18 protein-coding genes are annotated in these 19,367 nt (G+C 39.9%); 10 read left to right on the forward strand and 8 right to left on the reverse strand.

The features are described 5' to 3' along the window. Positions 1 to 30: 30 nt before the first annotated feature. Positions 31 to 1,962, reverse strand: coding sequence for an ABC-F family ATP-binding cassette domain-containing protein (locus M3O96_RS04155; protein ID WP_249719037.1), 1,932 nt, complete (start codon positions 1,960 to 1,962; stop codon positions 31 to 33). Between the two features lie 251 nt (positions 1,963 to 2,213). On the opposite strand from M3O96_RS04155, the gene M3O96_RS04160 reads away from it, so the two are divergent. After that, positions 2,214 to 3,341 (forward strand): PQQ-dependent sugar dehydrogenase, encoded by a 1,128-nt coding sequence (locus tag M3O96_RS04160; protein WP_249719038.1) that lies wholly within the window; start codon positions 2,214 to 2,216, stop codon positions 3,339 to 3,341. 185 nt (positions 3,342 to 3,526) lie between these two features. On the opposite strand, the gene M3O96_RS04165 is transcribed toward M3O96_RS04160, so the two are convergent. From M3O96_RS04165 to M3O96_RS04195, 7 genes are all read right to left on the reverse strand, one after another. Then, the gene (locus tag M3O96_RS04165) at positions 3,527 to 3,907 is read right to left on the reverse strand and encodes a helix-turn-helix domain-containing protein (RefSeq protein ID WP_249719039.1); all 381 of its coding nucleotides are present in this window, start codon (positions 3,905 to 3,907) and stop codon (positions 3,527 to 3,529) included. 52 nt (positions 3,908 to 3,959) lie between these two features. Beyond that, positions 3,960 to 4,301 (reverse strand): DoxX family protein, encoded by a 342-nt coding sequence (locus M3O96_RS04170; RefSeq protein ID WP_249719040.1) that lies wholly within the window; start codon positions 4,299 to 4,301, stop codon positions 3,960 to 3,962. Continuing rightward, the gene (locus M3O96_RS04175; protein ID WP_249719041.1) at positions 4,301 to 4,648 is read right to left on the reverse strand and encodes a DoxX family protein; all 348 of its coding nucleotides are present in this window, start codon (positions 4,646 to 4,648) and stop codon (positions 4,301 to 4,303) included. The genes M3O96_RS04170 and M3O96_RS04175 overlap by 1 nt, the downstream gene beginning before the upstream one ends. A 219-nt stretch (positions 4,649 to 4,867) precedes the next feature. Then, entirely contained in the window at positions 4,868 to 6,187 is a 1,320-nt protein-coding gene (locus M3O96_RS04180; RefSeq protein WP_249719042.1) for an ABC1 kinase family protein, read from the reverse strand. Between the two features lie 11 nt (positions 6,188 to 6,198). Beyond that, positions 6,199 to 6,864: a TetR family transcriptional regulator C-terminal domain-containing protein gene (locus M3O96_RS04185; RefSeq protein ID WP_249719043.1), complete on the reverse strand. Its 666-nt coding sequence runs from the start codon at positions 6,862 to 6,864 to the stop codon at positions 6,199 to 6,201. A 416-nt stretch (positions 6,865 to 7,280) separates the two neighbouring features. Next, positions 7,281 to 7,823, reverse strand: coding sequence for an ATP-dependent protease subunit HslV (hslV, locus tag M3O96_RS04190; protein WP_249719044.1), 543 nt, complete (start codon positions 7,821 to 7,823; stop codon positions 7,281 to 7,283). Positions 7,824 to 8,226: 403 nt separating this feature from the next. Then, positions 8,227 to 9,954 carry a pyruvate dehydrogenase complex dihydrolipoamide acetyltransferase gene (locus M3O96_RS04195; RefSeq protein ID WP_249719045.1) on the reverse strand — a complete coding sequence of 576 codons (1,728 nt, stop codon included), beginning with the start codon at positions 9,952 to 9,954 and terminating at the stop codon, positions 8,227 to 8,229. A gap of 123 nt (positions 9,955 to 10,077) precedes the next feature. Here M3O96_RS04195 and M3O96_RS04200 point away from each other — a divergent pair, with 123 nt between their 5' ends. From M3O96_RS04200 to M3O96_RS04240, 9 genes are all read left to right on the forward strand, one after another. Beyond that, the gene (locus tag M3O96_RS04200; RefSeq protein WP_249719046.1) at positions 10,078 to 11,037 is read left to right on the forward strand and encodes a YheT family hydrolase; all 960 of its coding nucleotides are present in this window, start codon (positions 10,078 to 10,080) and stop codon (positions 11,035 to 11,037) included. A 20-nt stretch (positions 11,038 to 11,057) separates the two neighbouring features. Next, on the forward strand, positions 11,058 to 11,756 hold the full coding sequence (locus M3O96_RS04205) for an SOS response-associated peptidase (RefSeq protein ID WP_249719047.1): 699 nt from the start codon (positions 11,058 to 11,060) through the stop codon (positions 11,754 to 11,756). Then, positions 11,756 to 12,658 carry an MBL fold metallo-hydrolase gene (locus M3O96_RS04210; protein ID WP_249719048.1) on the forward strand — a complete coding sequence of 301 codons (903 nt, stop codon included), beginning with the start codon at positions 11,756 to 11,758 and terminating at the stop codon, positions 12,656 to 12,658. Before M3O96_RS04205 ends, M3O96_RS04210 begins: the two co-directional genes overlap by 1 nt. A 143-nt stretch (positions 12,659 to 12,801) precedes the next feature. Next, positions 12,802 to 13,800, forward strand: coding sequence for a 3-oxoacyl-ACP synthase III family protein (locus M3O96_RS04215; RefSeq protein WP_249719049.1), 999 nt, complete (start codon positions 12,802 to 12,804; stop codon positions 13,798 to 13,800). 103 nt (positions 13,801 to 13,903) lie between these two features. Beyond that, positions 13,904 to 14,362, forward strand: a complete 459-nt coding sequence (locus tag M3O96_RS04220; RefSeq protein ID WP_249719050.1) for a hypothetical protein — start codon at positions 13,904 to 13,906, stop codon at positions 14,360 to 14,362. An 86-nt stretch (positions 14,363 to 14,448) separates the two neighbouring features. After that, positions 14,449 to 16,029, forward strand: a complete 1,581-nt coding sequence (locus M3O96_RS04225) for a toxin-antitoxin system YwqK family antitoxin (protein WP_249719051.1) — start codon at positions 14,449 to 14,451, stop codon at positions 16,027 to 16,029. A 48-nt stretch (positions 16,030 to 16,077) separates the two neighbouring features. Further along, the gene (locus tag M3O96_RS04230) at positions 16,078 to 16,251 is read left to right on the forward strand and encodes a Lacal_2735 family protein (RefSeq protein WP_249719052.1); all 174 of its coding nucleotides are present in this window, start codon (positions 16,078 to 16,080) and stop codon (positions 16,249 to 16,251) included. 212 nt (positions 16,252 to 16,463) lie between these two features. Beyond that, a complete protein-coding gene (locus M3O96_RS04235) occupies positions 16,464 to 17,810 on the forward strand; it encodes a DUF6600 domain-containing protein (RefSeq protein WP_249719053.1) in 1,347 nt (448 codons plus the stop codon). A gap of 303 nt (positions 17,811 to 18,113) precedes the next feature. Further along, on the forward strand, positions 18,114 to 19,352 hold the full coding sequence (locus M3O96_RS04240) for an ROK family protein (RefSeq protein WP_249719054.1): 1,239 nt from the start codon (positions 18,114 to 18,116) through the stop codon (positions 19,350 to 19,352). Positions 19,353 to 19,367 lie beyond the last annotated feature (15 nt).

The raw sequence follows: 19,367 nt of genomic DNA on the forward strand, positions 1-19,367 counted from the left end.
AGCTTTGGTTTTCAGTAACAATATAAAAAATTATGCCAAAGAAGCCGTCTCCTGCAAAGAACCAATTTCTTCCACCAAATCCTCCCAATTCTGATTAAGTTCGGTTTCCAGGTTTTTGAGTTTGTGATAAGATTGATTGACTTCCTCCATTTTGATATTGTCAGAAAAAACGAGTGGATCGGCCATTTTCTTTTCCAATTCTGCTTTTTTGGAATCTATCTGAAGTATTTTTTCCTCAATCAAGGCAAGCTCCTGTTCTTTCTTCTTTAAGTTTTTCTTTGCTTCATTCACTTCCGTGATACTCAATTCTTTTTTTCGGGTATCCTGTTTTGGTTTGGAATCCTGTTTGGTGTCAGTTGGAGATGCGGCTTGCTGGGATTTCCAATACACAAACTCGTCATAAGTTCCAGGATATTCTTTGATCTTGTTTTCCTCTATGTACCAGATTTTGTTGGCCACACCACGGATAAAATGCCTATCGTGTGAAACGGTGATGAAAGTTCCTTCATATTGCTCCATAGCCTGGATCAGGATATTGACTGACTGGATATCAAGGTGATTGGTCGGTTCATCCAAAAGCAAAAAATTGGCCTCTGAGATCATCGTTTTGGCCAAAGCAACCCTGGATTTTTCTCCTCCCGAAAGGACTTTGATTTTTTTGAAAACATCTTCATTGGTAAACAGAAAGCAACCCAACACATTTCTGAGTTCGGTTTCGGTCTTCTTGGAACCTGCTTGTACCATTTCCTGAATGATTTCATTGTCGACATTCAATGCCTCGAGCTGGTGCTGTGCATAAAACGATTTGATGACATTGTGTCCCTGTTCGCGCTTCCCTTTGATAGCTTCGGTGCCATCGACGATTCTCAAAAGTGTCGATTTACCTTTTCCATTGGCTCCGATCAAGGCGATCTTATCCCCTCTTTCAATCCTTGCTGTGGTGTCTTTTAAGATCACCAAGTCTCCATAAGCTTTGGACACATGATCTAAAACAACCACATCTCTTCCTGACTTTTGGGAAAATTTGAATTTGAAATTCACCGAAATATTGTCATCCACTACTTCATTTACTCTATCCAGTCTATCTAAGGCTTTGATCCTGGATTGCACCTGATTGGATTTGGTGGCTTTGGCACGGAATCGCTCGATGAACTTTTCCGTCTGCTTGATCATCTGCTGCTGGTTTTCGAAGGCATTCTGCTGGATTTCCATCCTTTCCTTCTTTTCCTCTTGGTAGAAAGAATAATTTCCGGAGTAGGAAGTCAGAGAGCCATGCGACACCTCCACAGTGATATCGACGCAATTGTCCAAGAAGTCTTGATCGTGGGAAACCACCACGACAGCACCTTCATAATTTTTGAGATAATTTTCTACCCATTGGATGGATGGCAAATCCAAGTGGTTGGTAGGTTCATCGAGCATCAGCAAGGATGGCTTTTCCAAAAGCAACTTGGCGAGCATCACTCTCATCCTCCATCCTCCGGAAAAAGTCTTCAGCGGTCTACCAAGGTCTTTGGTATTGAATCCGATTCCTTCCAAAACCTCTTCAGCTTTGGCCTTGATGGTATAGCCTTCGTTGGCTTCAAACTGGTCTTGAAGCCTCGCCAACTTATTGATAATCTCATCAGAATGGTCTGTTTCCATCTGATGAAGCACATTTTCTATTTCTTGTTCGAGCTGGAGCGTCTCTTTGAAAGCCTCCAAAGCCACATCCAAAATACTGTCTTCTGATTGGTAAGAAAGCAAATCCTGGTTCAAAAAACCGATGGTACAATCCTTCGCTTTTTGGACTTCCCCTGAACTTGGTTGGATATCGCCATGGATGATTTTGAGCAAAGTCGACTTGCCGGCTCCGTTCAGACCGACCAATCCGATTTTGTCTTTAGGTTTGATATGGAGAGCGGCGTTTTCGTAAAGCGCCCGGCCTCCGATAAAGTAAGAAAGATTATTAATTGATAACATGCTGCAAAAATAACCAAACTCCCGTTTATAAATGATTTCGTTGCAAATATTACTTAGAAAGTGTCTGGACTTTTAATTTTCGATAACTTGTAGGCTGTAATCCAAAACTCTCCGAGGGTTCAAAACCCTTGGAGGGTTACCCAAAAAACCAGTCTCTTTATTCTTTTTACAATTTAAGATTTATGCTTAGTACCAATATCCATAAATATCCAATATCAATGAATATCTATTCCGATAAAACCAATCATAACATGCGCAAACTACTCTTCCTCATTTTTCTTTCCATCAGCCTGTCCTGCAATGCCCAAGGCAACAAAAAAAGTGAGATCCAACTAGAAAAAATCAAGCTCCCGGATGGATTTAAGATCAATGTTTGGGCTGAAGATGTGCCGGATGCAAGATCTCTTGCGATGAATGCTGACGGCAGCATCATATTCGTTGGCAACAGACAGGGAAAAAATGTATATGCCTTGGTCGATACCAATAAAGATGGAAAGGCTGATAAAAAATATACCCTTGCTGAAGGATTGCGGATGCCAAATGGTGTCGCATTCAAAGATGGTGACTTGTATGTTGCAGAAGTGAGTAGAATTTTGAGATTTAGAAATATTGAAAAAACGCTCGACAAGCCGGTTTTTGAAGTGGTCTATGATAAGTTTCCTGACAAAGCGCATCATGGATGGAAATTCATTGCCTTCGGTCCGGATGGCTTGCTGTATGTACCGATCGGTGCTCCCTGCAACATCTGCGAACCGGAAGAAATCTTCGCCTCGATCACGCGCATTGATGTCAAATCCACCAATATCCAACCTGAGATTTTTGCCAAAGGCATCAGAAATACGGTCGGTTTCGCTTGGCATCCTACCTCCAAGGAAATCTGGTTTACCGACAATGGGCGTGACATGATGGGTGACGATGTGCCGGATTGCGAACTCAACCACGCTCCAAAAAAAGGCATGCATTTCGGATATCCATATTGGCATGCAGGAGATGTCAAAGATCCTGAGTTTGGAAGTAAAGGAAAAGATAAGTCTGCTTATACAGCTCCCAAAGTCAAATTAGGAGCGCATACGGCACCTTTGGGAATGAGGTTCTATACCGGAAATCAGTTTCCTGCAGCCTACCAAAATAATATCATCCTTGCCAAACACGGTTCTTGGAACAGAAGCAAAAAATCCGGTTACAACCTGACCCGAGTTGTTTTGGATGCCAACCAAAACGTGGTGAAGCAAGAAATTTTTGCCGAAGGATGGCTTGATGATGCATCTCAAGATGTCTGGGGCAGACCAGTGGATGTCCTCCAAATGCCGGATGGCAGCATGCTGGTATCAGATGATATGGCAAATTGTATTTATAAAATTACTTATTCAGGGAAATAAATATCACTTCGGACTTTAACCAAAAACACCTCTGCAGTCTACTCAGAGGTGTTTTTTTGTTAATATGATGTATGAAGGTATTTTATATTATTTAGAAGCTTTTCCAAAGTTGGGAACTTTGGAAAAGTTTTATTCATGGTTCCAAAATAGGGTATTCTTATTAAAATATTGGTCAGGAAATTATGTTAACGCTTCATCAAAAGCTCATAAGGGATATTTAAATGGGAATGAAGATTTTCGATTTGGCTTAAGCTGAGTTTCCTTTTTTTATTCATAATTTCTGACACCCTACTTGCCGGGCCAAGGATTGGAATTAAGCTTTTTTGAGGTAATCCTTGTTCAGACAAATAATAAGCGATCATATCAATAGCATCCACTTTTTCATCATCAAGTTTGTACCCTTTTTCTTCTTCGTATTTTTCTATTACCAAAGACAAAACTTCCATATAATCTTCATTTTCATCCGAGATTCCTAAATCCATCAAATCTTTGATCGCTTCCAAAGCCTCTTGGTATTCCTTGTCACTTTCTATGATTTTAAGTCTAGGTCTTTCATGAATATCCATTGTAGCTAGAATTTAAATATTAACTGCATCAATTTTGTCGTATTCCGTTTCCTTACATTTTCACCGATTCAAAAAAAATATACGAATTGAGTGCGAAAAAAAATACTGCCGGCAAAATATCATAAAATCTATCCTTTACCCTCAATCTAGCGATTACTCCAAAGAACATCAACAAAGCTAGACCCCCCGCCGATATCAATAAAAGAGGGTTAAACATCAATCCCACAAGAAGGCCTAAACCTCCTAAAATCTCCAAAATTGCCGTAAGTGTGCCAAATTTCTCCAAGCCAAAGCGAACAAATTCGCTTTTCATTATAGGAGAAGAAAAATAAGAAATACCATAAATTAAAAAAGAGATACTCGAGAAAACCACTAAACCATTTAATAAACTCATTAAGTAAATAAATTGAGGGAAACTGCCGCTATAAATAGACATAGAAGCAAAAGGAACAATGAGGGCATACGTTTCTGCCAAGGGTTATTCACTTTGAAGTGAAAATACTGGGCACTGACCATCAGAAAAGCCATCAATAACGCAGGGATAAGAACCAAAGATGGATACCAAATACCTGCGACTAGTAGGGTTGCCAACGCTATTTTGGCAGAACCCACCGCCGAGCGCATCAAAGTATTCAACCCATATTCTTTAAATTCCTTTTCGATATTGTCGAAACGAAATACCCAAACAATTACAATTGAAATTGCAACTATGAGTTGCGCTATAATGGATAAATTTGTCATCGCTATATTTTTTATTTTCTTTGGTTATTCTAGTTTGTGGGTTTTAAACTAAATATCTGAGATAGACCTTTTAGCCCTGTAAAATACATGTAAATATGTTTTAAATCAAAAGATGGAAACCATATTTTGGCTAAATTATAGGATTATATGAATTTAGATTGAATCCTAAATCAGAAGGTAAGAAAATTATAGAAGGACAAATTCGCGTCTACTTTCGGGTTATTTTAACCATTCAGGTTTTGTTGTGTTCACTTCCGCCCTTAGTTGATTGAGTAGATTATAAAGACCAAAGTAGGTTCTATTGATATAAAGTCCGTGACGGGACCCTCGGGCTTGTCTGGATTTTCGAAACATCTTGTCATTGGAAATTCTTTCTCCCAATAGGAAGATTTCATTGAAGAAATCATCGTCCGCGAAATCAAACTTTTCTACATGAAACGGTTTCCCCAAAAGTGAAATCATTTCGGTAAATATTCCTTTAAAGAAGGACTTTTCAATTTCTGTGTCTTTATCAGAAATGAATTCCAGGTCATAGAAAATCTGATCTAAATCTTTCTGATTGATCAACAGTTCTTTTTTGATCAAAGCGAAATAGCCTTGGTAAAAATCTTCAGGGATTACCTTCACGCAGCCAAAATCAATGATACCCAGCTGATCTCCTTCCTGGATAATAAAATTTCCCGGGTGTGGATCTGCATGTACTTGCTTCAGGTTATGGACTTGGTGGTGATAGAAATCCCATAATGCCTGACCAACTTGGTTTTTGGATTCTTGAGAAGGATTGGTATCCATCCACTCTTTTATATGTTTTCCCGAAATCCAATCCATGGTGATGATCCGCTCTGCACTCAGTTCATCGTAATAAATAGGGAACTTGAGATTTGCAATATGTCCACACGCCTCAGATATCTCTCTGGACCGCTTTACTTCCAATAGATAGTCTGTCTCTTCAATCAACCGCTCCTCAACCTCACCCATATAGTGGTCAAGCTCTATTTCATTCATATTGAGCAGACGCAAAGCAAAAGGTCTGACGAGTCTCAGGTCTGAAGTTACGGAATCAGCCACACCCGGATATTGGATTTTGATGGCTAATTTTTTACCATTTTTGGTGGCCTGATGCACTTGACCTATAGATGCGGCATTGACGGCAGATCTGGTAAAAGTATCAAACATTTGATCCGGTGACTTTCCAAAACTCTTCTGAAAAGTTTTCACCACCAATGGATAAGATAGCGGCGGTGCAGAATATTGCGCCATGGTAAACTTGTCTTGATAAGCCCTCGGAAGAAGGTTTTTATCCATGGACATCATCTGGGCTATTTTCAAGGCAGAGCCTTTCATCTGACTCAGAGAATTATAAATATCTGTTGCATTGTCGGTATGAAGCTGTTCGTTGGTCATCGAAGGGTTGACGACCTTTTTGGCGTAGTGCTTCATATAATTGCCACCTACTTTGGCACCTGTACTGATAAACTTCGCTGCACGCTGTACTTTGGATGTTGGGATACTCTGTTGCTCCTTCACTTTGCTTTCCATGGTGTTACTGATTACTTATTTTGGTACAAGAACTTGGCAAAATCAATGAATGAATCAATGGCGCTTTTTCCCATAAGGTCAAAAGCAAGGTTGACGGACTTTTCGATAGCCGCGTCTGTTTTTTCGAATGAAGGGGAACTGTCTTTAATCCAAAACTGGAACACAAACCAAACCTGAAGCCAAAGTGCCTCATCATATCTGTCCGAAATGATCGGTCTGCTGGCGATTTCCTCTGTTTCTTTTCCTTCCAAAATAATCTCATTGGAAAAGTCCTTGAATTTATGCTTGAAAGTTTTGACTTCCTCGGGAAGGATATTTTTCATGCCTTTTTTGCCGCCATATAGAGACAAGAGATAAGACCTGTTCTTCTTGAGTTCTTCCACCAAGGTGAAAAGGAATCCAAGGAATTTTTCACGGGCGCTGTATTCTTTATAAACTTCCTGAGATTCTAGATTGCCAATGGTATCGTCAAAGAGTTTTGCCCAAACAGCTGATTTGATGGATTCGAATGAAGTGAAGTAGATATAAAATTCCTCTTCTTTCATCTTCAGTTCCTTGGCAAACTTAAATACGGATGCAGGTTGCTTGCCGTGTTCCAATACGTATTCGATGTATCCGGTAATGATTTTTGTCTTTTGATCTACTTTGGTAGTTTTCTTGACGGGTGCTTTTTCCATGGTTGGTATTGTTTACTGGAGACATAACCAATAAAAGTAGGAATGGGTTTTGAAGGATATAGAAATAAATAAGTTTGATGTTGTCTTCCATCAAATAAAGGCCCTTGTAAGGTTGGACAAAGAAAAAGAAGGAGGCCTTGGTCAACGGTAACAAACAGGCATTAAAAAATTTATCCAAAGGAAGTTGAATAGTAAAAACTCCCTGATAAAAGGATGAACATTCAGTTGCCATTTTAAATAAAAATCAAGAAATATCCCTTCGACTTCGCTCAGGTAACGCATTTTATAAATAAATAATAGGGGGGAGAAGGGAAAGGGCTCCGCCCTTTCCCTTCTCCCCCTCTCATTAAATCATAATTGGGCCCTGAGCGAAGTCGAAGGATAGGTCCCTGAGCGAAGTCGAAGGGCAAAAGAAATCATTTCACCACTTTTTCCACCACCAGATTATGGTTGGTATAGATACAGACATCAGCGGCGATGCCGAGGCTTTCCCTGACCATTTCTTCTGCGGTAAGTTGAGGAGCGAATTTCTTCAAAGCTCTTGCAGCAGATTGGGCATACATGCTTCCCGAACCGATGGAAGCGATTTCCATATCGGGTTCGATTACATCGCCGTTACCTGAAATAATGAGTATATCCACCGCATCAGCTACGATCATCATGGCTTCGAGTTTGCTGAGCATGCGGTCTGTCCGCCATTCTTTGGCGAGTTCGACGGCTGCCCTTTTCATGTTGTTGCCATAGGCACCGAGTTTTTCCTCGAATTTCTCCAAAAGGGTAAAAGCATCTGCGGTCGAACCTGCAAATCCGGTGACGATTTTTCCTCCCTGTAATTTCCTGATTTTATTGACAGTGCTTTTGGCAATAGTATTTCCCAAAGTGGCCTGACCGTCCGCAGCGATGACTACTTCCCCGTTGTGCTTGATGGCTACTACGGTTGTTGATTTTATTTTTTCCATTTATAAATGAGACTTAAGATACAAGATATTAGACAAAGGACTTTGAATTGGAGTAAGTAGAAATATGGTGGAAAATGATTGAAATTTTTAAATGAAATAAGTAGAAATATTTAAATGAGATATATGGAAATAAAGTAGAAATTCATTGATATAAAATTAAGCCCCCAAGACTTTTTCGGGTACCATATTTCTATTCTATTTCGCACAGAATATTTCCATTATATATCGCGGAGTTTATTTCGCGAAGCGTATTTCAACATTATATCGCTCAGCGTATTTCAACATTATTTCGGGAACCATATTTCAACCTTATTTCGCGAAGCATATTTCATTTCTTCAATAACCATACAAAAGCAAAAAGTCCTGATAAAACAGGACTTTTTGACAGTATTTATCTTTTCTGTTAGATCAACATCCTGACGGGATCTTCGAGCAGGCCTTTCAAAGTAAGCAGGAAGGCTGAACCAACCGCTCCGTCCACTACCCTATGATCGCAGGACAATGTTACTTTCATGACATTCCCGATCTGCATTTGACCGTTTTTCACGATCACGGTTTCTTTGATACCCCCTACTGCAAGGATACAGGCATCCGGCGGATTGATGATGGCTGTGAATTCGTCGATACCAAACATGCCCAAGTTAGAAATGGTGAAGGTATTACCCTCCCAATCTTTTGGTTGCAGTTCTTTGTTTTTGGCTTTCCCACCAAGTGATTTGGCTTCCGTAGAGATCTGCGACAAAGACTTGCTATCCGCAAATCGAATCACAGGAACCAAGAGTCCTTCTTCGACAGCAACAGCCATACCAATATGGATGTGGTCGTTATATCTGATTTTATCTCCGAGCCATGATGAATTCACTTTTGGATTTTGCTTTAAAGCCATAGCTGAGGCCTTGATTACAAAATCGTTGAACGAAATTTTCACGGGAGCGACTTCATTCATGCTTTGTCTTGCGGCAATTGCCTTGTCCATGTTGATTTCCATGGTAAGGTAAAAATGCGGTGCTCCAAACTTACTTTCTGCCAATCTCTTGGCGATGACTTTCCTCATCTGGGAAACTTTCTCTTCACGGAAAGATTCCTGACCCAATAAAGGTACTGAAGCAGGCGCCGTTGTTTCAGCGACTGTGCTAGTTGCACTTGGTTTTACAGAAGCAGGATCGAATGTCTCCACATCTCTTTTGATAATCCTTCCTCCTTCCCCACTTCCTTTTACCAAAGCAATGTCAATTCCTTTGTCGGAAGCCATTTTCTTTGCCAAAGGTGAGGCGATAACCCTTCCATTTTCAGATGAGGTAGTTGGTGCAACTGGTGCAGCAACTTCAGATGGTTTAGATTCTTCCGGTTTTGATTCCGCAGGTTTAGCCTCAGAAGCAACAGGTTTTTCTTCCTTTTTCTCTTCCTGTGCGGGCGCTTCAGCCCCACCGGATTTTGATTTATGGGCTTTTAATAAGGTCTGGTAATCTGCACCCTTTTCACCGACAATGGCTATGACACCATCTACTTCTACAGCATCTCCTTCTTTTACTCCGATATAAAGCAAAATGCCATCATCGTAAGATTCAAGTTCCATGGTCGCTTTGTCAGTCTCTACCTCTGCAAGGATATCACCTGATTTTACAGGGTCTCCGACTTTTTTAAGCCACGAAGCAATCGTGCCCTCAGTCATGGTATCTGACATCTTGGGCATCGTCAGCACAGTGGCATTGATTCCTGAAGCGTCTACATTTTCTTTTGGTGATTCTGCTTTAGGTGATTCAGACTTTTCCTCTTTTGAAGGGGCATTTTCCTCTTTGGGAGCTTCTGTCTTCTCTTCTTTTTTATCTTCAGCTTTTGCAGCGGGTGCATCACCACCATCTATTTCCTTGAGCAAAGCATCAATGTTTTCACCTTTTTCTCCAATAATGGCAATTACCCCATTGACAGCCACAGCGTTTTTTTCCTCCACCCCGATGTACAGCAAAACACCTTCTTCATAAGATTCAAGTTCCATGGTAGCCTTATCTGTCTCCACTTCTGCAAGTATGTCTCCGGGTTTTACGGCATCTCCTACTTTTTTCAACCACGCTGCGATCACCCCTTCTTCCATGGTATCGCTCATTTTGGGCATTCGTATTATCTCGGCCATAAGTTGATTATATCCTAGTCAAAATTTAAGGAGACCAAAAATAGTTCTTAAAATGTCTTAATTCAAATTTAATAGTAGTATTTTCAAGATTGAAAAGTCAGGATTACAAGATTTTGTTACAAAATGCCTTTAGTCAAAAAGACAGATTATGAATACCCAAAATGGCTTTTCAACGGCCATTTACAAACTATTTTCCCGAGCCTTTTTCGTGATACCCACCCTTTATCGTTTGAGAGAGAAAGGATTACTACCTCAGATGGAGACTTTTTAGACTTGGATTGGTTGAGAAATTCATCCCAAAAATTAGTCATTATCAGTCATGGATTAGAAGGCAATAGCAAACGTCCATATATGTCAGGAATGGCAAGACATTTTTTTACAAATGGGTTTGATGTGCTGAACTGGAACTTCCGTGGATGCAGTGAGGAGCCGAACAACACACCCATATTTTATCATTCGGGAGCAACATATGACTTGGATACGATCGTCAATCATGCTATGGTAGATTATGACCATGTTTACCTTATCGGATTTAGTCTTGGAGGTAACCTTACTTTGAAATACCTAGGAGAAAAAAGAAAGCGAAGCCCAAAAATCAAAAAAGCGGTGGCCATCTCAGTTCCTCTTCATTTGGAATCAGCATGTATCAAAATCTCCACCGGAGAAAATATCATTTATGCCAATCGTTTTTTAAAAACATTGAAAGAAAAAGTGATTAAAAAGGCTTTGAAATTCCCAGATGAAATCCCTACCGGGCTGTTGAGAAAAATCAAAACACTTCAGGATTTTGATGACCATTATACAGGACCTTTGCATGGATTTAAAGATGCCCATGATTATTATGAGCAGAATTCATCCCTCTATTTCCTTGAAAATATTATTGTTCCTTCCTTAATTCTTAATGCGCAGAATGATCCTTTTCTGAGTGATCGGTGTTTTCCAATTTCTGTTGGCAGGAAATTAGACCATGTTTGGATGGATTTTCCAAAATACGGAGGGCATGTTGGCTTTAGTCCAAGAAAGAAAGAAGATATTTATTGGTCCGAAAAAAGGGCATTTGAATTTATCACAGGAGATCAGTAATTTTCAAAAAAACCATTACCATGTGCGGCAGATATTCCCTTAGTAAAAGTAAAATTGAATTGGAAGAAAGATTTCAGGCGGAGATGTTGGCTGATTTCAAACCTCGGTTCAATATCGCCCCGACCCAGCTTGTGCCGGTCATCACTTCTGAAAGCCCAAAAGGATTTTCATTTTTTTATTGGGGAATCACACCTGATTTTGCCAAAAACAAACCTGTTTCACAAAAACTGATCAATGCCAAAGCCGAAACGGTAAATGAAAAAGTATCATTCAAATCTTCTTTTGAAAAAAGAAGATGCTTAGTGCCTGCGGATGGTTTTTATGAGTGGAAAAAATTGGGAAAGAAAACCAAAGTCCCCTATCGCTTCACTTTAGCGAATAGCGAGGCCTTTTCTTTTGCCGGAATTTGGGAGGAATACGAAAACGAAAAAGGAGAAATCAAACACACATTTTTGATTTTGACCACCGAACCAAATAAGCTAGTAGCTGAGGTACATGATAGGATGCCTGTTATCCTGAATAAAGAAGATGAGAAAAAATGGCTTGACAAATATAGTTCTGAAGCTAATCTACTGCAGATGCTAAAAACGCATTCAGCAGATGAAATGATGAGTTACACCGTGTCTCCTCTAGTGAACCAAGTCAATAATGACAGCCCGGGAATCATCCGAAAAACCTCCCCCATAGACCAATTTGGAAATTATACTTTATTCGGCTGATGGAAAATATTCAGATTATTGATTTACATTTTCAGAATACCAAAGATGCCATCGCAAGTTTTTTGGTGGAAACTTCTGATGGCCCGATTCTTATCGAAACAGGTCCTGCAAGTACATTCGACCAACTTAGCCGGGGAATTTCTGAATGCGGCTATTCGATGGAGGACATCAAACATGTACTCTTGACCCATATTCATTTTGACCATGCCGGCGCTGCTTGGAAACTTGCTGAAGCAGGGGCAAAAATATATGTTCATCCTATTGGGTTGCCTCATTTGGCTTCTCCTGAAAAACTTTGGAACTCAGCCTCCCAGATCTATGGCGATGACATGGATAGGCTTTGGGGAAAAATGAAACCTATCCCAACCAATCAGTTGGTGGGAGTGGAAGACAATCATGAACTTAAATTTGGAAATACAAAAATCAAATCGCTCCATACTCCAGGACATGCAGTCCATCATATCGCCTGGAAAATGGGTGAAATCATATTTACGGGAGATGTAGCAGGGGTAAAAATCGCAAATGGCCCGGTCGTCCCGCCTTGTCCGCCACCTGATATCCACCTAGAGGCTTGGAAAAATTCTCTCGCAATTATCAAAGGTGAAAAACCCACATCACTCTATTTGACTCATTTTGGAATCATCGATCATGTCGATTACCATCTCGACGCACTTTCTTATACGCTTGACGATTGGGCAGAATGGATCAGACCCCATTATGAAAAAAACACCGACCAAACCGAGGTTGTGCCGCTATTTATGGAGTATTCAAACTCACAATTTTTAAAAGAAGGCTGCACAAATGAACTTATCCAAATCTATGAGTATGCCAACCCTAGCTGGATGTCTGTCGCAGGTCTTTATAGATATTGGAAATTGAAAGGACAGGGACGATTAAAATGATCCCAGAAAATCCCCATTCATATATCATTTGATTCCTCAGACCTCCTTTAGGAATCGATTTTTGGTATTCAAGAAAGGAAGTGGGATATTTGCTTTCTACCAATTAGTCGAAATTTTACCAAACCCAAAATACTTTTACGGCCATGTACAAATCCAAAATTACCGGAGTAGGACATTATGTTCCCGACCGAATCATTACTAATGAATACCTCTCGACTATCATGGATACTAATGATGCCTGGATCGTCGAGCGTACAGGAATCCATGAAAGAAGATGGTTCACTCCAGGTAAAGATACCTTGGCTAGTATGTCGGTAAATGCCTCCAAAATGGCTTTGGAAAGAGCGGGGTTGACCAATAAAGACATAGATTTTATTGTATTTGCTACAATTACCCCAGATTACTTTCTTCCGGGAGAAGGGGTTCTGTTGCAAAGGGAATTGGGAATGCAAGGTATCGGTGCATTGGATATCAGAAATGCATGTTCGGGGTTTATATATGCCTTGTCAATAGCTGATCAATTTATCAAAACAGGGATGTATAAAAACATACTTGTTGTTGGAGGAGAAATCCAGTCTTCTGCATTAGACAAAAGTGATGAAGGCAGGTCAAGTGCGGTAATTTTTGCCGATGGCGCGGGCGCAGCAGTGGTAAGTAGGTCCACTTCAGAAAAATCAGGAATCCTTTCTACACACCTTCATGCCGATGGAGACCATGCCGAAGAGTTGTATTGCTCCTCTCCTAGCAGTTGTCAGGAAGTCAGGATATCGACAGAAATGATAGATAGAGGTGACTTTTTCCTCAAAATGAATGGAAACGCTGTTTTTAAACATGCAGTTGTGAGATTCGCGGAAGTAATCAACGAAGCTTTGGAAGCCAATGGAAAGACCAAAACTGATATTGACCTTCTCGTACCCCATCAGGCCAATTTAAGGATCAGCAATTATATCCAGCAAAAACTAGGGCTACCTGACGAGAAGGTTTTCAACAATATTATGTATTTCGGAAATACCACAGCCGGAACCATTCCAATCGCATTGAGCGAAGCTTTTGAGCAAGGAAGGTTAAAAGAAGGAGATTTGGTTTGTTTGGCAGCATTTGGCAGTGGCTTTACTTGGGCATCTGCTTTATTGAATTGGTAAGAGAATGACTGAGGTGACCCTTGATCTTGATTTGTTAATAAACAAAGCCTTGTTCCAAAGAATCAAGGAGCAAACATCCTTAGTCGAAAATCTCTTTCACAGATTGGCAAATGAATTTACGCAAAAAGAACTTTTAAAATTTCACAGCAATTCCAAAGGATCAAAAGTCTCAAAAGGTCATAACCTAGAAAACTCACCATATCAGGTCTTGGATCTATTAAGGGAATTTGATGAGCAATCGGGGTTTAATATCCGTGTTCTGAATTGGTGGGGGCACGGCTTCTTTATGTTTGTGTACTATGGAAATCTTACTGCGGAGAAATACCAACAATCTATCTCAAGATTGAAAACCACTTACATGGACTGTAACCATCTTTCGCCTTGGGCATATGGTCAAATTTTATCAAAACATGAAGCATATAGTAATTCAGATAGTGATTCAATAATTGAAAAAGCGGGTTTTTTACAATTTTTTAAACAGATAATGCCAGATCCGAATTTCAATAAAACCTATGAATTGATAAAAAAAGAAATTAGGTTTATCTTAGAGAATCATTATTAAAACTTTCCTAATTTCATAATTAGCGCTAATTTAGAACCTCCTTTGTAGGGATACCGTTATTCAACAAAAACAAGAAGTCAACCTTTATGAAATATATTTTTGGAGTAATATTCTTCATAATTTCTTTCTCTTCAATTGCCCAAGACAATCAAAATCTGGTTTCTCTTTACAATTCGGATTCCTCGTTGGTCGGAACGGGTGTTTTGAGGAATGGAAGAATGGAGGGTCTTTGGAGATTTCAAAATCCCAAAACAACTGCAATTGTCCAAACAATAACTTTTAGCCAAGGATTGCGGGAGGGGTTGGCGATCAGCTTTTATCCTAATGCAAACAAACATATAGAAGCAGAATACAGGTCAAATAGGCTTAATGGATTCTATAAAGAATACGACAGAACCGGTTCCTTAAAAACCGAGATAGTATTCAATGACAGTGTCAAAGTAGGGCCGTACCGTGAATATTATGGAAGAGAAGGGCAGCCAGATTTTGTCAATCCAAAACAGGTGAAAGTTGAGGGACAGTTTGTCAATGGAAACAGACATGGAAAATGGGTTACATTCTATAACACCGGAGACTTGGCCGTAATCCAGACTTATGAAAACGGAAAAGTAGAAGGTCCACACATTGAATATTCATCTGACGGCAATATTTTACTTCAGGTAAATTACAGAAATGACCTTCCTCATGGTCAATTTACAAGGTTTGCATTTGGAGGAATAGTAGAAGAAACAGGTGAATTTGTAAATGGGAGAAGGGTTGGAAAATGGATCACATATTTTCCCGGCACCAAGACCGTTGAATCTGAAACCCAATACGATGCCTTGGGTAATAAAACCGGCGAATGGAAATTTTATTATGAAAATAAAAGGGTGGCCCGAATTGAAAAATATGAAAATGACATCCCCGTAGGAACCTGGGAAGAGTTTTTTCCAAACAGGGCTCTCTCTAAAAGAAAAGTATATGAACTGGGGTTACCTGTGGGCGCTTACATTGAAAACCATTCTAATGGCAATATATCCGTACAGGGCCAATACCTGAACGGAGGAAAAGATGGCCTTTGGAAGAGTTATTTTCCGGAAGGAAAAATTTATTCTATCGGTGAGTATAAAAACGACTTAAAAACAGGTCTTTGGAAATATTTTAATAAAATCGGGATTTTGATCGCCGAAGGAGAATACACCTTGGGGTCGGAAAACGGACAATGGTTTTATTACTATGATGGAGGGCAATTGAAATCTGTTGGAAGCTATTTCTTAGGGTTTGAAGATGGCACATGGGGACTTTTTTATGACAACAAACAACTCACTCAAGAAGAATTTTGGACCAATGGCAGGTTGAACAATATAGGAGATTATTTTTCATATGATGGATCCAAAACTTTGGAGAAGGGAAGCCTAAAGGATGGAAATGGTACCCGCATTACCTATTACGTAGATGGTAATAGAGAATCTGAAGGGAGTTACCTTAGCGGAAAACCGGAGGGATTATGGATTTATTACCATGAAACTGCCAAAAAAGCATCGGAAGGCCAAATGAAAGATGGCAAAAAAGAAGGGCCATGGAAATATTACAATGTAAGTGGCAGGCTCGAGCAAGTCATCAATTATAAGGATGATGAAGTTGTGCAAGAAAATCAGGGAACAGGTGATACAGGATTCAATTTTTAATTTTTCTAAACACTTAAAGACCTGTCGGAGTTTTTAAAAATAAAAGCCATGTTTGGATTATTTAAGAAAAAATCAGAATTGGAAAAGCTTCAGGATAGTTACAAGGAGATGCTGGAGAAAGCACATAAATCATCTCATAGCAATCGAACCTTGGCAGATAAGCTAGCAGCCGAGGCTGAGGAAATAGCAAAAAAAATAGACCTTCTCAAAAAACAAGGTTAATTGTGAAAATCCTGGGAGCTACTTACCAGGATTTTTTTTGATACCATTTTTAGATCTTTTTTAACATTTTCAGGTATTTATTATTTGATCGGTTTAAAATAAAAAATTGCTAAAACGATTTTTCAAAATATTTTATTCTTTTTTAACAAAAAGTATAAAACTTAATTCTTTTAACTGCCGTAAAACCCAACAAGAAAATAAACCATACTACTATGAAAAAGTCAATAATTTATCGGCTAAGTTTCGTGATCATTTTCGGGTTGGGATTGATTTTCAGTCACGAATCCAAAGCAGTCCCAAATCACGGCATTTCCTTTCAGGTATTTTACAATGAATTGAGCCCATATGGAGACTGGGTCATGGATCCTTCCTTTGGTTATGTCTGGGTTCCTTTTGTAGAGCAGGGATTTCATCCTTATGGTACAAACGGATATTGGGAAATGACCAACTTTGGAAATACCTGGGTATCAAATTATCAATGGGGTTGGGCACCTTTCCACTACGGTCGTTGGTTCAGGACTGATTACTACGGTTGGGCATGGGTACCTGGTTATGAGTGGGGTCCTGCATGGGTAAATTGGAGAACAGGCGGTGGGTATTATGGTTGGGCGCCTTTAAGTCCAGGTTTCCATGTTAATGTAGGATTCAATGTTCCTTCCAATTATTGGGTATTCGTCTCTCAAAGGAGATTCAGAGCAAGAAATTTCTACAGGTATTATGCACCATCATATTATGTTTCCAATATCTATAATAGAACGACAGTCATCAACAACACCTATGTCTATAACAATACGACCTATAATACCGGCCCTTCCAGGAGAGAAATCGAAAGATCCACAAGAACAACTGTACCGGTATATCAAGTCAGTGATTCAGCGAGGCCAGGAAGAACCGTAGTCCAAAATGATAGGATTAGTGTATACAGACCTGAGGTAAGAGAATCCAATGGGCGCAGTGAAAATTCAAGACCGTCTAGGGTATTTACTGCAGAGGAATATAAAGAAAGGTCTACCATGGGAAATCGACCAAGCGCTTCTTCTCCGAGAAGTGTCCAAAACCAATCCTCCCGTGGATCCGAGGGTCAGGCAACAGCTGTAAGAGAATCCAACAGAAACAATGGTATAAATACCAACTCTGGCGTAATAGAATCTGCAACTCCTTCGAGAAATACTCAAACATCTGATCGAAATAGGTCCTTGGATCAAGTTCAGCCAAGGGTTCAACAAAATCCAGAAAAAGCACGTACAGTGGAACAAAGGTCAAGAAACAGTTCTCCTTCGGTTTCCAATGGAAATTCAAGGACTGGTCAGGCAGCACAATCCCCAAAGCCAGATGTTTCGAGGACAATAGAAAATACTCAAAGGAGAGTTGAATCAACCGGGCAGCAGACTAATCAAAGAACGCAGCAGGAAATCACAAAACCGGCACAAAGCCGTCAAGCTGCTCCACAAGAAGTAAAACCGAGGTTACAAGAAAAGCCTCAAGAATCTCCTGCTTCCAGATCAAGTTCCGGAAGCCGATCTGCAACAGCTCCGCGAGGAGGACGAGGAGGAAACTAGACCATATCAAAAGGGGCCCAATCGGGCCTCTTTTTTTTAAATCTCTGAATAGCATCCAAGCCAACAATTGCCTGTAACAAAAAATGTCTATCGTCAGAAAGTTTATAAAAAAATCAAGATGTTTTTCTTAGAATGATAACCCTAAAACCAAAACAAAAAATAAAAACTTCTATAACCTACATATCAAATGAAATAATGAACCACTCATTTTACATATTTTTACATTTGATACTTAATTTTTTTTATTAAGTTCCTTTGATATGCTTTAAAAAATCATTTAATTGGCTTTCTTAAATCCTGCGAATGAACTTAATAAACCCAAAAAAAAACCTGGAAAAAATCCAGGGGGTGGTAGAGACCAAGAGTTATACCAACAAGCTGAAACTGATCAAAAACCTATATATAAAAGGAAGCAATACTGCTGGAGAAATCTGTACGGAGGTTGGGATTTCACTGCCCACCGTCAATTCTCTTATAAGTGATTTGATGGCATCTGGGGAAGTGATAAAAAACGGCAGGGCAGAATCACAAGGTGGTAGAAAACCTGACCTGTACCAGTTGGCAGGAGACGCATTCTACGTACTTTCTGTGGATATTAATAAATTTCGGGTGAGAGCTGCAATCTATAACAGTGCAAATGAAGCCGTCTCGGAGGCTGAAACAATCAAGATCACCTTGAACAATGAAAAAGATACCTACGAACAGATTTGCGACTTCATTTTGGATCATAAAAACAATTCAGGAATACCAGACGAGAAAATCATTGCCGTTGGGATTTCCATGCCTGGACTGATAGATTCCATTCACGGTATCAACCATACTTACCTAAAATTTGGAAAGAAAAGCCTTGTAGAAAATTTAGAGGCAAGACTTGAAAGAAGAGTCTTTTTGGAAAACGATGCCAGGGCTATGACCTTGGCAGAGTTCAAATTCGGTCAGAAAGATAATTACAAAAACGTCCTAGGTATTTTTATAGGCTGGGGAATTGGTTTGGGTATAATCATAGATGGCAAAATTTATCAAGGAGCATCCGGATTTGCAGGGGAGTTTAGCCACTCTCCCATTTTCGATTCTAGTGACATCACTTGTATCTGTGGAAAAAAAGGATGCTTGGAATCGGTTGCTTCGGGTACCGCAATCGTTAGGATGGCCAAAGAAGCCATTACCACCGATAGCGATTCGATTTTGTCGAGGATGGTCAGGGAAAATAACCAGGAAATAGAACCATTTCTTGTGGTGGATGCGGCTCTTGCCGGAGATCAAAGGGCTATTACAATTCTTTCGGAAGTCGGCCTGGATTTGGGAAGAGGCATATCCATCCTTATCCAGCTTCTAAATCCTGAAATGATCATTATCGGCGGATCTGTTGCAGAAGCCAAACAATATTTGATTACCCCTATTCAGCAGGCTTTGAACATTTACAGTATGGCCAAGGCAAGAGAAAACACCGAGTTGTCATTGTATAAGCTTGGCAAAGAGGTCGGGTTACTTGGCGGCGTAGCAGTGGTAAATGAGAAAATATTTGACGATGTGCTTCAATAAAATCGAGCCCCTCCA

The organism is Aquiflexum sp. TKW24L (assembly GCF_023502205.1).
GTDB lineage: Bacteria > Bacteroidota > Bacteroidia > Cytophagales > Cyclobacteriaceae > Cognataquiflexum.

Bases quoted from the DNA above. Each gene is read 5' to 3' on its own strand.
- hslV (WP_249719044.1), bottom strand. From the start codon at position 7,823: ATGGAAAAAATAAAATCAACAACCGTAGTAGCCATCAAGCACAACGGG.
- M3O96_RS04195 (WP_249719045.1), bottom strand. From the start codon at position 9,954: ATGGCCGAGATAATACGAATGCCCAAAATGAGCGATACCATGGAAGAA.
- M3O96_RS04160 (WP_249719038.1), top strand. From the start codon at position 2,214: ATGCGCAAACTACTCTTCCTCATTTTTCTTTCCATCAGCCTGTCCTGC.
- M3O96_RS04175 (WP_249719041.1), bottom strand. From the start codon at position 4,648: ATGACAAATTTATCCATTATAGCGCAACTCATAGTTGCAATTTCAATT.
- M3O96_RS04240 (WP_249719054.1), top strand. From the start codon at position 18,114: ATGAACTTAATAAACCCAAAAAAAAACCTGGAAAAAATCCAGGGGGTG.
- M3O96_RS04155 (WP_249719037.1), bottom strand. From the start codon at position 1,962: ATGTTATCAATTAATAATCTTTCTTACTTTATCGGAGGCCGGGCGCTT.
- M3O96_RS04225 (WP_249719051.1), top strand. From the start codon at position 14,449: ATGAAATATATTTTTGGAGTAATATTCTTCATAATTTCTTTCTCTTCA.
- M3O96_RS04185 (WP_249719043.1), bottom strand. From the start codon at position 6,864: ATGGAAAAAGCACCCGTCAAGAAAACTACCAAAGTAGATCAAAAGACA.
- M3O96_RS04165 (WP_249719039.1), bottom strand. From the start codon at position 3,907: ATGGATATTCATGAAAGACCTAGACTTAAAATCATAGAAAGTGACAAG.
- M3O96_RS04210 (WP_249719048.1), top strand. From the start codon at position 11,756: ATGGAAAATATTCAGATTATTGATTTACATTTTCAGAATACCAAAGAT.
- M3O96_RS04170 (WP_249719040.1), bottom strand. From the start codon at position 4,301: ATGAGTTTATTAAATGGTTTAGTGGTTTTCTCGAGTATCTCTTTTTTA.
- M3O96_RS04230 (WP_249719052.1), top strand. From the start codon at position 16,078: ATGTTTGGATTATTTAAGAAAAAATCAGAATTGGAAAAGCTTCAGGAT.
- M3O96_RS04205 (WP_249719047.1), top strand. From the start codon at position 11,058: ATGTGCGGCAGATATTCCCTTAGTAAAAGTAAAATTGAATTGGAAGAA.
- M3O96_RS04200 (WP_249719046.1), top strand. From the start codon at position 10,078: ATGCCTTTAGTCAAAAAGACAGATTATGAATACCCAAAATGGCTTTTC.
- M3O96_RS04235 (WP_249719053.1), top strand. From the start codon at position 16,464: ATGAAAAAGTCAATAATTTATCGGCTAAGTTTCGTGATCATTTTCGGG.
- M3O96_RS04180 (WP_249719042.1), bottom strand. From the start codon at position 6,187: ATGGAAAGCAAAGTGAAGGAGCAACAGAGTATCCCAACATCCAAAGTA.
- M3O96_RS04215 (WP_249719049.1), top strand. From the start codon at position 12,802: ATGTACAAATCCAAAATTACCGGAGTAGGACATTATGTTCCCGACCGA.